Here is a 6,907-nt window from a genome sequence, read left to right as displayed (position 1 = left end):
GGGCAAGCTGTGTGCGGTCGGTGCCTTGTATGAATTTCATGGTAGAATTTACAAAAATTACCCTATATATCCCATAGAAAAAGTGTGAAATTTAATCTCCTACAGAACAGGGTTTTTAGACAGTCTGGCGTGCCGCGGCCGACATGGTTTAATATTTCCAACAGTAAACTCCTTCCCTCCCTGTCCAGATGGTTGGAGGGTTCGTCAAGGAGCAGCCAATCAGGCTGGTGGATATCCGTTCCGGATAACAACAACCGGGTTTTCTGTCCACCGCTGAGACTGGAAAAAGGACGTTTCGGGTCATTCAACATCAAACCCCACTTTTCCCATGACTGTTCGCAGCGTTCCAAAATATCCCAATTGCCCTCACATCGATTGTAATGACGGGGATCCATAGAGCCATGGGCGATGGCTTCCAAAGATTTCAAGATTCCATTGATCTCCAACGCCTTTTCCACGGCGAGCCTGTCAAACTGCCCGAAGTGCTGGGGAACATGCCATAAGCTCCCCTTCCGGTGGACCTGACCGGATGAGGGCAGCAGTTTCCCGGCGAGTATCTGTAGCAGGAGGGATTTCCCCATGCCATTTTTCCCGGTGATCCCCACCGTCACCCCCTTTTCCAGGGAAAAATCCAGGTCATCGAATAAGGTGCTGCCAGCAGCAGTGGTATAAGTAAGTTTTTCGGCGATGAGCGACATGATTTGTTTCTTTTGGTTGAAAAATCATTTTGAAGACATGCAACAGACTTATTGCAAGGGCGGAAACAGAAACTAAAATTTTCATGATTTCAAGATGTTTAAAGCCAAAGTGCCCTCCAAGGGATGCCACTAAAGCTTGTTAATCAGTAAATAATTGATTGAATGGTGGGTATATATGAAGTCAAACCTCCCTGTATAGTTGGTATCTCAAGGAGCCGTACCTTAAAAGGAATAAGGCAAATAGATTATAGAAAAATACAAAACTTCATAATGTTGTAAATTTAGGCAGGTTATTTTAAAACGAAAAAAAATCTTAAAAAAATTAATTAAGAGAGTGATGTTTCAGTTAAATTCCACACATATCCTAAAGACCCAACGGTTAATGCCATGAAACTGAAAGACAAGCTAAAAAACCCAAAAAGCCGGGAAAGTTTTTTTCTTGACATGTACCGGCAATCATTCCCCTCAGTAGCCGGATATGTCAAAAAAAACGGCGGCACCTTAGAGGATGCCAAAGATATCTTTCAGGATAGTCTGGTCATTTTCTATGAAAAGGCAGTCTCTCCCGGTTTTGTTTTAAAGAAGAGTGAAAAAGCCTACCTGTTTGGTATTGCCAAGCACCTTTGGTTCAACAGACGGCATGAAATCAGTCATTTTCAGGAACTCGAGGATCATGAGGATTTAATAAGCCAGGACGAAGCAAACCATGGATTGGGCAACAAAATCGTTGAGTTGCTGGAAGCGTCCGGAAAAAAGTGCATGGAAATGTTAAAAGCTTTTTACTACGACCACCTGAGTATGGAAGAACTGTCTGCTTCGTTTGGCTATGCCACCACGCGATCGGCGACGGTCCAGAAATACAAGTGCCTGGAAAAAGTCAGAGACAAGGTAAAAGAAAAAACATTGCATTATGAGGACTTCATTGCTTGAAATAAAAGCGTTGGAAACCCACTTATTGAAGAGCGGTTCCCCTCAAGACAGGCTGGTCATGAATGCCCGTTTGCTTCTCAGCCACGATCTGCGTATTGATCTGGCTGCCCAGAAAGCCTCCTACGAACTCATCCAAAAATATGGCCGAAGGCAGCTTCGTGAGGAAATAAAGGCGGTGGAAAATGAAGTATTTCATTCGGGCAATCATCCAAAATTCATGGAACGAATCCGTCGTATATTTGGTCTCAACCTGTAAACTCATAGAAGGATACCGTTATTGTTAACCTCCGGAGACGAAGGAAATAATTTTCATTAAAAATCTGACCCCGCTATGACAAATACCACGATACATTCCCAGGTAGTGCCCATGGTAATTGATAACCATGAACATGGGGGACGGGTGTATGACATTTACAGTCTTCTGCTAAAAGAACGCATTATCTTTTTGGGTACACCTATAGATGACCAGGTAGCCAATCTGGTCGTGGCTCAACTACTGTTTCTCAATAGCCAGGACCCGCACAAGACAATTGACTTGTATATTCAAAGCCCCGGAGGCAGTGTCTACGCCGGCTTGGCCATTTACGACACCATCCAAATGATTTCCGCTCCGGTTTCTACCGTGGCGGTAGGATTTACGGGAAGCATGTCTACAGCCCTTTTGACCTCAGGGGAGAAAGGAAAAAGGGTGGCGCTTCCTCATGCCACCATCCATATGCATCCGGCTAGTGGCGGAGCCAAGGGGTATACGGAAGACGTACGTATCGCCACGCGGGAACAGGAACGCCTACAGGTACAGCTTTTCCAGTTGATCGGCAATAACACGGGGCATTCCTGGAAGGAGGTAGAAGCCATATTCCTGCGGGATAAATTCATGACTGCCCCGGAGGCCAAGGAATTGGGATTTGTGGATGAAATTCTTGGCAACACCCATGATGTGGTGATGCTAAAAGATTCAGAAGCACAGGTTACTTTATTCGGAGGAAGTGTCAATTAAGCCATGCAGTATTTTTTCCAGCCCTTCTGCTGTATATCATCCACTTCAATCTTTCAGGGAAACACCTTACCCAACAAATTGACCCTAAACCAAAACCGTTCACGGGTCACCAGCCCTCGGAAAAAGATTTTTTTGTGTTCCTCTTCCAATACCTGGAGAAAAAATAAGATTCAAGATCCTGGTTGATCGCTTCAGTATCAACAGTTTCAAAATCATATTTCGCTTTCAAATTCAAACCCAACCATTCCCTGTATTCCTTGTATTCCGGATGTTTTTTGTCATTGATGGCCTCACAAAAAGCCGAATAGCCCCATGGCCCACCCACATCCTCCGGAGGGCATTTTCCATGGGCTTCTACACAGACAGGAGCGGCACTGTATAACTCGAGGTCTTTTTTGCTTGGTTTTAAGAAGGTAATTTTATGCCACCAATCATCCCCAAAATCATACCAATACCAAAATGGCTTCCTTTCCCCTTTTTCCAAAAAATCCTTTTTCAAACTTACCAAATGGGCCTCTTTTTCATTCTCCATAAAATCCCCAAAACCATCATCCTGGCCATATGATGCGATGATATTTCCTTTATATTTCTTGTCACTAAACTGAAAAAGATGGGAAAACTCCCAACCCATCGCAAGTTGGATTACTGCATGTAACTGCATCATGTTGGTATTTTCAGGCAACAGAAGCCTTCTGAAAACATTATGGGGCATATCCTCCAGCTTCACATTGATTTTTATAGGCGATCCATATAATTTGGCAATCTGTGTCATAATAGGGGTTGTCCTTGTTTGGCTTTCAATTTACTACATAAAAACAAAGTTTTACCGATAGAGAAAAAAATGGGCTGTGTTTCCACAGCCCATTAGTCCGTATCCCTAGCATTATAAAACTGACCAGGATAAAAATCTATCTACACTGATTAATTTTCCCAAAAAGTAAAAAAGAATAATATTTAAAAAATCCCACAACTGACGGACCTATCTGTAACAATTGGTCGAATAGATATACCGGCCGGTGTCATTTCCCCGAACGCGGGCACACTAATCTTCCAGCTCAAAATATGACTTTACGGCTTCATAGTCTCCCCAGTCAACTTTTGCGTTGATGATTAAGGAGGCCTCAGCGAACAACACCTTGATTTTCCTGTAGGTGACCGCTATTCCATATGCAGAACCGTTGGCGTTGACAGTTCTTATGCCCAAGGTGTAAACGCTCGGTGAATCATTACTCTGAAAGATAAAATACCGGGTATGATAACTGCCCCCCGGTCCCATGCCAGGCATCTGGTACCAGGCTGTCAGGGCCTCTGACAGGGGATTGTAATATACCAGCATCAAGCTTGAATCCACCTGTTCCCTGGAAATGGTCAGCTGCAGGTTCAGTGAATTGGTAAATACCTGTTCACCGAACTCATACAACACGACATTGGCATTCCCATCCTCTCCTGCTGGGCCTTGCGGTCCCTGGGGACCGGTCTCTCCAGGCGGACCTTGGGGACCCTGTTCGCCTTGTTCACCCTGGGGACCGGCCGCTCCTTGTTCGCCTGGAGGGCCTTGAGGTCCCTGCTCGCCCTGTAACCCCTGTTCCCCTGGCAAGCCCATAGGGCCTTCTTCTCCCACACAGGAGAATATGCCAAGACTTAAAAGCAAAACCAGGACATGGTAAAAATTGATTCTCATGGTCATGATGATTTATGGTCTCAATTTTTTATGATGTTATATCCAAGAAAGAGAGACATTTTCAATATTTAAATCAAAAATAAATCCATTAAAAAAACATCCTGATTCTTTGGGTTTCAACAAATCAGGACATATTTGTGTATCAAATCGACTTGAAACCAGTCATCTTTTGTCATTTTTTTTTAAAATGTAGTACCGGGGAGCACTTTTTGATTATATCCTCATCCAAGCTTTTGGCCTTATGAAGATGATGTTTTTCTCCACTGTGCGGGGGACATCCCTGTTTGTTTCCTAAATGCAGAATAAAAAGAAGACCTGGAGCGAAACCCCACTTCATACCCTATGCTTTCTACGGTATAATGGGCAAAATCACGGTGGCGCAAACAACGCGCTGCCTCTTCTATCCTGAATCGATTGATAAGTTCAGGAAAGCTGGTTTTTCCCAAGACGTTGACGAGTTGGGAAAGATAATTGGCACTGATATGAAGCCTGTTTGCCACATCGTTCAAAGAAAGCTGTTCGTCCCTGTATAGCTTCTCCTCCCCAATGAGATGCAAAAACTGCCTGTAGTAGACATTGTCATTGGTAAAAGGAGTTTTGTTTCTGTTTAAAATGTGACGGAGTTTTTTGGCGGTCAACTCTGCGATCAGCTCAAAAAGATACAGGTGATGGTCGGTATAAAATGCGGTTTCTGAATGCTCCGAGTCAATCACCCCGATGACCTTTCCATCAAGAAAAATGGGAACGGCCAGTTCGGATTGTCGCTGCATGTCATCCAATATATAGCGCTTGTCCAGGCGAACATCGCCGATTTTCAAAGGTTTTCCGGTCATCGCCACAGTACCGACAATTCCCTTTCCATAAGGAATCACTATAGGGTTGTATATGCTTCGCTTTCCCAGATTTTTGTTGCCGAAAGTGGCTTTTTGGATAAGCTTCTCCTGTTTTTTATCCAACAGGTAAACCACACAGTCTTCTAACCCCAGTTGACTTATGCAGTTTTCCGTAATATCCCATAACACTTCCTCCGTGCTGCTCTTGTCAAACAATGAAGTGGCAAAATAACTCAGTATACCAAGTACGCGTACGTGGTTTTGTCCAATTTCCAGTAAGTCCTCCTCTTTGAAAATTCGGTTGAGTCCGGATACCCTAAAGTCATTTGTTGTCATCACCCACCCCGTTGGATCCATTTAAAAATACGATTTTTTACAAAAAAATACTATCTGGCAGTCGCTTTCCCGCGTTAAGTTGCCTGTTGGACCCAGGCCCCTTTCCTCCGTCAGTAAGGGGCCTGGGTGAATCATTGTCAATACTGACCTACCTGATACGCTCCGGGAATGGTTCCGAATGCCTTGTTGATCCTGTTCCAGGCATTGATTTGGGTGACCGCCAAGGTCAGCGAAGCGATTTCCTGTTTGGAGAAATGACGTGCAAGTTCATCAAACACTTCATCACCAGCCTCTTGACGGGCTGCGAGTGTCAAGGTCTCCGCAAACGCCAAGGCTGCTCTTTCCTTTTCATCGTAAAAAGGGCATTCTTTCCAGGCAGCAAGGCTGTGGAGCCTCAATTCACTTTCTCCCATATGAATCGCCTCCTTATGGTGCATATCCAGACAAAATGCACAACCGTTGATCTGGGATACCCGGTATTTTATCAATTCAAGCAGTTTGAGATCAAGTCCCGACTTTTTCAGGTACATTTCTGTCCTGTTCATCCCGTCAAACAATTTGGAGTCCAGCTCCACGAATGAAATTCTTTCTGTCATCATCTTATAGGTTTAAGTTTATTTACCTCTAAGACAAAATACCCAACCTTTACGTGACGCCTACTTACATTTTTTTAAAAAGACAGGTTGGTAATTGGTCATATCAATTGTCCGTTTAAAACAGGGGACACCGTAAGCAACGAAAACGTGACCGCATCAACTATGTTTTTGTAAAAAAATATCCATCAGGGCGCCGATCTCCCTGTGACATTCCTCCAAAGCAAAATGACCGGTATCAAAGAGGTGGAACTCCGCTTCCGGAAGATCCTTTAGATAAGCCCGTGCTCCCGCTTCGGTAAACAAAGGGTCATTTTTCCCCCACACGATCAATGCCGGCGGCTGGTGCATCCTTAAATAAGCCTGCCACTCAGGATAACATTCCAGGTTGTTGCGGTAATCATACAACAAATCAAGTTGGATGTCCTTGTTTCCGGGTCTTTCCAAAAAATATTGATCCAGATGCCAGGCATCAGGGCTGATACGGGAACGGTCACCTGCACCTTCAAGGTATTGGGATTTTGTACCTTCCAGCGTCAGTAACTCCCTCATTGCTGTTTCTGTTTCCCTGTTCCGGTCTGCCCAAAACTGTTGCCCTGCTTCTGTGGCAGGACCGAGACCTTCCAAATAGGCATTGGCATTTTGGATGATCAGGGACTTGATCAGCCCAGGTCTTCTGGCCGCTATCCTATAACCTACAGGCGCTCCGTAATCTTGCATATAAAGGTGAAATGATCCTAATGAAAGCGCATCTGTAAACTTCTCCATGACAGCAGAAAGCTGATCAAAGGTATATGGATAGACTGTCCGGTCCGGCATCGCACTGTAGCCAAAACCGG

At 44.5% G+C, this 6,907-nt stretch carries 8 protein-coding genes and 1 pseudogene; 3 read left to right on the top strand and 6 right to left on the bottom strand.

The features are described 5' to 3' along the window. Window positions 1-62 precede the first annotated feature (62 nt). Window positions 63-698, bottom strand: coding sequence for an ATP-binding cassette domain-containing protein (locus ACFPFU_RS24725; protein ID WP_377069266.1), 636 nt, complete (start codon window positions 696-698; stop codon window positions 63-65). Window positions 699-1,085: 387 nt separating this feature from the next. Between ACFPFU_RS24725 and ACFPFU_RS24720 the strand changes: the two genes are divergently transcribed. From ACFPFU_RS24720 to ACFPFU_RS24710, 3 genes are all read left to right on the top strand, one after another. After that, window positions 1,086-1,628, top strand: coding sequence for an RNA polymerase sigma factor (locus ACFPFU_RS24720; RefSeq protein WP_377069264.1), 543 nt, complete (start codon window positions 1,086-1,088; stop codon window positions 1,626-1,628). Beyond that, window positions 1,609-1,884, top strand: a complete 276-nt coding sequence (locus tag ACFPFU_RS24715) for a hypothetical protein (protein ID WP_377069262.1) — start codon at window positions 1,609-1,611, stop codon at window positions 1,882-1,884. Before ACFPFU_RS24720 ends, ACFPFU_RS24715 begins: the two co-directional genes overlap by 20 nt. 75 nt (window positions 1,885-1,959) lie before the next feature. Next, window positions 1,960-2,625 (top strand): ClpP family protease, encoded by a 666-nt coding sequence (locus ACFPFU_RS24710; protein WP_377069260.1) that lies wholly within the window; start codon window positions 1,960-1,962, stop codon window positions 2,623-2,625. Between the two features lie 106 nt (window positions 2,626-2,731). Here ACFPFU_RS24710 and ACFPFU_RS24705 read toward each other — a convergent pair whose 3' ends face one another. The 5 genes and pseudogenes from ACFPFU_RS24705 to ACFPFU_RS24685 form a co-directional block, all read right to left on the bottom strand. Beyond that, window positions 2,732-3,397, bottom strand: coding sequence for a plasmid pRiA4b ORF-3 family protein (locus ACFPFU_RS24705; RefSeq protein ID WP_377069258.1), 666 nt, complete (start codon window positions 3,395-3,397; stop codon window positions 2,732-2,734). Window positions 3,398-3,667: 270 nt separating this feature from the next. Beyond that, window positions 3,668-4,306, bottom strand: coding sequence for a hypothetical protein (locus ACFPFU_RS24700; protein WP_377069256.1), 639 nt, complete (start codon window positions 4,304-4,306; stop codon window positions 3,668-3,670). A gap of 239 nt (window positions 4,307-4,545) precedes the next feature. Further along, on the bottom strand, window positions 4,546-5,496 hold the full coding sequence (locus tag ACFPFU_RS24695) for a helix-turn-helix domain-containing protein (RefSeq protein WP_377069254.1): 951 nt from the start codon (window positions 5,494-5,496) through the stop codon (window positions 4,546-4,548). A gap of 116 nt (window positions 5,497-5,612) precedes the next feature. After that, entirely contained in the window at window positions 5,613-6,074 is a 462-nt protein-coding gene (locus ACFPFU_RS24690; RefSeq protein ID WP_377069252.1) for a carboxymuconolactone decarboxylase family protein, read from the bottom strand. Between the two features lie 153 nt (window positions 6,075-6,227). Next, a pseudogene (locus ACFPFU_RS24685) lies at window positions 6,228-6,896 on the bottom strand (alpha/beta fold hydrolase); the annotation flags it as partial. Between the last annotated feature and the right edge of the window lie 11 nt (window positions 6,897-6,907).

This window comes from Negadavirga shengliensis (assembly GCF_042652345.1).
In the GTDB taxonomy this organism is placed as follows: Bacteria; Bacteroidota; Bacteroidia; order Cytophagales; family Cyclobacteriaceae; genus Negadavirga; species Negadavirga shengliensis.
Note: the sequence above shows the minus strand (reverse complement) of the source record. Positions and strands in the feature narration are given on the sequence as shown.

What these genes read in the sequence shown, in the direction of transcription:
- ACFPFU_RS24705 (WP_377069258.1), bottom strand. Translation starts at nt 3,397, where the DNA reads ATGACACAGATTGCCAAATTATATGGATCGCCTATAAAAATCAATGTG.
- ACFPFU_RS24690 (WP_377069252.1), bottom strand. Translation starts at nt 6,074, where the DNA reads ATGATGACAGAAAGAATTTCATTCGTGGAGCTGGACTCCAAATTGTTT.
- ACFPFU_RS24725 (WP_377069266.1), bottom strand. Translation starts at nt 698, where the DNA reads ATGTCGCTCATCGCCGAAAAACTTACTTATACCACTGCTGCTGGCAGC.
- ACFPFU_RS24720 (WP_377069264.1), top strand. Translation starts at nt 1,086, where the DNA reads ATGAAACTGAAAGACAAGCTAAAAAACCCAAAAAGCCGGGAAAGTTTT.
- ACFPFU_RS24695 (WP_377069254.1), bottom strand. Translation starts at nt 5,496, where the DNA reads ATGGATCCAACGGGGTGGGTGATGACAACAAATGACTTTAGGGTATCC.
- ACFPFU_RS24700 (WP_377069256.1), bottom strand. Translation starts at nt 4,306, where the DNA reads ATGAGAATCAATTTTTACCATGTCCTGGTTTTGCTTTTAAGTCTTGGC.
- ACFPFU_RS24710 (WP_377069260.1), top strand. Translation starts at nt 1,960, where the DNA reads ATGACAAATACCACGATACATTCCCAGGTAGTGCCCATGGTAATTGAT.
- ACFPFU_RS24715 (WP_377069262.1), top strand. Translation starts at nt 1,609, where the DNA reads ATGAGGACTTCATTGCTTGAAATAAAAGCGTTGGAAACCCACTTATTG.